General features: G+C 56.0%; 2 protein-coding genes. One reads left to right on the top strand and one right to left on the bottom strand.

Translation table 11 applies throughout. From position 1 onward, the window contains the following. A partial coding sequence (locus V6C16_RS09820; protein WP_333543107.1) for a hypothetical protein occupies nucleotides 1-350 on the bottom strand: 350 nt, incomplete at its 3' end. A gap of 880 nt (nucleotides 351-1,230) precedes the next feature. Between V6C16_RS09820 and V6C16_RS09815 the strand changes: the two genes are divergently transcribed. Beyond that, nucleotides 1,231-3,346: methyl-accepting chemotaxis protein (locus V6C16_RS09815; RefSeq protein WP_333543106.1), on the top strand; the 2,116-nt coding region annotated here is incomplete at its 3' end.

The raw sequence follows: 3,346 nt of genomic DNA, 5'->3' as shown, positions 1-3,346 counted from the left end.
GAGGCGAGATCGGAAACCGCGCCGTGGTCCGAGGAGCGGGCCGTTCTGGCAACTGTTGCCGGACCCGCCGCGGGGATGAGGTCCGGGCCGAGGGCGCTGAAAAATTCCGTGCCGGAAACCAGCTTTCCGTCCACTTCAAACTCAGGGATGTTGGCGGCATGGTAACTGGTATAGAAGTCATCAATGCGGATGGCAGCGCCGTCTTCAAATGTAAATATCAGCGAATCTGCATCGCGCGACAAGCTGACATCGCCGGTTGAGAATTCAAGAGCGAGCTTGGCGTTTTTGCCTGTCGCAAGCACTGTGACTGCCTGGCCTTGAGCCGGGCGTGAAAGGGTAATAGTAGGCATGGGGCCTCCGTTGTGTACCGGATCCATTGATATGGCGGCAACGTTTTGTACACGTATGCCGAAAGCATAGAAGGAGAGTTTGCAAGGTGATGCTTGCTTCTCTGGGGGTAGGTAACCCTCTGCATCTGCTGAGAGATGCAACATTGAGAAAAGAAGGGTGAATCAGCGTAGGAAGTTGTGATTCACGACTGGACGAATCCATCAACTATGTTTTAATAACTAGGTACTCTCATGTCAATAGCTATGAAAACATATTAATTTCGTTTTTTTTAACGCTGTTTTTATATAAGATAAGATTTAATAAATAAGAAATATGTTGAATATAGTTTTTAAAAATTAAAAATCACATAATATTATTTATAATTTTATATTTATTCATACATCAGAGTGAACCTTCCTAAAAAATTACAGAATATCATCAGGATTTGTGCCGGGCCGAAGGCTTTCATACTTGCCATGCACGGACAGGTCGTTTTTGCGTTAGACAGTGTCGTCACGAGCGCCTTTCCCGGTATCTCTGCGTCGAACTTCGTCTTTTATTCCGGTCGAGTACCATAAGAGTACACTCGCTGCATAAAAGGCTCGTTCTCCTTGATATACCAAGGAAATTCATCTCGTGACGACACTGCCTAAAGCTGCACAAAAAAAATACCGAAAAGCTTCATATGATCATGGTCCGCACACGCTGCTTGCAGCCGGGAAAAAACCAGGGCAGTTGTATTTTACAGTGTTCTGACGCCTGCGCAGGCAGGCGTCGGCCACAGAGGCGCAGCGCAGGTTTTTGCGCGGCTAAGCGCCGAAGTGAGTGTTTTGCTGACTTTGCGAAGGTGTATTTCCAAAGCCGGCATGCTCTCGTGTCCCGTTAACCAATGGAGCCTTTATGTTCGCTTGGTACCGATCCTTGCGCATGACCCCCAAGATTGTGATTCCTGTGGCCCTTGCACTTGTGGTGTGTCTGGGACTGCTGACGTGGCAGATTCAGGCGCGCAGCAGCGTTGCCATTGAGGATGCCGCACGCCGCGAGCTGGCCGCTCTCGGCGGGGCCGAGGGCAATTCCGTGGCCCGCTTCCTGAATATGGCTGTTGATGAAGCGTCAACCCTGGCCTCCGCGCTGGGGCAGGGTGTGGCCCGCAACGAGGCCCCCACCAGGCAGGGCGTGATTGCCATGATCAGCGGCATGCTTATGGGCAATGCCGACATCTTCGGGGTGGGCATCATCTGGGAACCAAATGCCTTTGACAAGCGCGACCTGCTGTACGCGGGCGCGCCGGGCAGTGACGACAAGGGCCGCTTCATGCCCTACCTTTCCAGAGGGGCCGAACTGGTGGAACTGGGCGAGCAGGTCGGCCAGCCGTACTATGTCATTCCCCGGCAAACCCGGCAGACCTATGTTTCTGATCCCATCCCCTTCAAGGTCAACGGCAAGGACGTGCTCATGTCCACGGTGGCCTGTCCCATACTGAACGGCAATGACCTGCTTGGTGTGGTGCTGGTGGATATCTCTCTTGCCCGGCTGCAGCAGATGGTCGCGGCCATCAGCCTTTACGGCAGCGGTTATGCTTCGCTTGTGAGCGAAAAGGGTGATGTTCTGGCGCATCGCGAAGAAGCCCTGATCGGCAAAAGCCTTTTTGATCTTGGCGGCCTCAAAAGAAAGGACGCGGCCCTGGAGGCCTTTGCCGCCGGAAAACCGTATTCGGAAGATGTGGACGACGCCCGGGGCGTGTTGCTGCGCTATTTTTATCCCGTTGATTTCAGGGGCGGCAGCCAGCACTGGTATCTCAGCGTCACGGTACCGCAGAGCGAGGTGCTGGCGGAGGCCAGGGATATCAGTCGGATAACGGTCATTATTTCGGCCATAACCCTGCTGGTGCTGCTTGGCATAAGCTATCTCGTCATTCGCGGCGCGTTGCGTCCGGTGAACTATCTGGCGGAAACCGCCGAAATCATCGCCGGGGGCAAGCTGGAGCAGAACATTGAAGACAGCCGTTTTGGCGGTGAAATGAAGGTGCTTAGCACAGCCTTGAAAAAAATGATCGCTTCGCTGCTGGAAGGCATAAGCAAGGCTGAGACACTGACGCAAGCGGCCCGCGAAGAGTCGGAAAAGGCCCGCCAGGCCATGCTGGAGGCCGAGGATGCCCGCAGGGCCGCTGAAAGCGCCCGCCGGGACGGCATGCTGGCTGCGGCGGGACAGCTTGAAGGCGTGGTGTCGGTGCTTTCTTCGGCCTCAACAGAGCTTTCTGCCCAGATAGAACAGTCGGATCGGGGCGCTGCGGAATCTGCCCAGCGGCTTGCCGAAGCGGCCACGGCCATGAACGAGATGAATGCCACTGTGCAGGAAGTTGCCCGCAATGCCAGCCAGGCTTCAGAGGCATCGGCAGAAACCAGAAGAAGGGCGCTGGCCGGCGCGCACATCGTGGAACAATCGCTGCAGAGCATACGGCAGGTGCACGAGGTGTCGGAGGTATTACGTCAGGATATGGCGCAGCTCAACACGCATGCCCAGGATATCAGCCGGATCATGAGCGTCATTTCCGACATTGCTGACCAGACCAACCTTTTGGCGCTCAATGCCGCCATTGAGGCTGCCAGGGCCGGCGACGCGGGACGCGGATTCGCCGTGGTGGCCGATGAGGTGCGCAAGCTGGCGGAAAAAACCATGTCTTCCACCACCGATGTGGGCAATGCCATCAGGGCCATTCAGGAAAGCACCGCAAAAAGCATGGCCGGTGTGGACGAGGCCGTGCGGCAGGTGGAGCAGGCCACGGGTTTTGCCGGTCAGTCCGGTCAGGCCCTGGGCGAAATCGTCGGCACTGTGGAATCCACGGCGGATCAGGTAAACGCCATTGCCACGGCCAGCGAGGAACAGTCTGCCGCCAGCGAGGAGATCAACCATACCATAGTGCAGATCAACAGCATGTCACGGCAGACTGCCGATGCCATGGCCGAGGCTGCCAGGGCGGTTGCTGATCTGGCGGCACAGGCACAGGCGCTGGACG

It is taken from the genome of Desulfovibrio sp. 1188_IL3213 (genome assembly GCF_036763145.1).
In the GTDB taxonomy this organism is placed as follows: domain Bacteria; phylum Desulfobacterota; class Desulfovibrionia; order Desulfovibrionales; family Desulfovibrionaceae; genus Desulfovibrio.
This window is presented reverse-complemented; position numbering and strand designations above follow the sequence as displayed.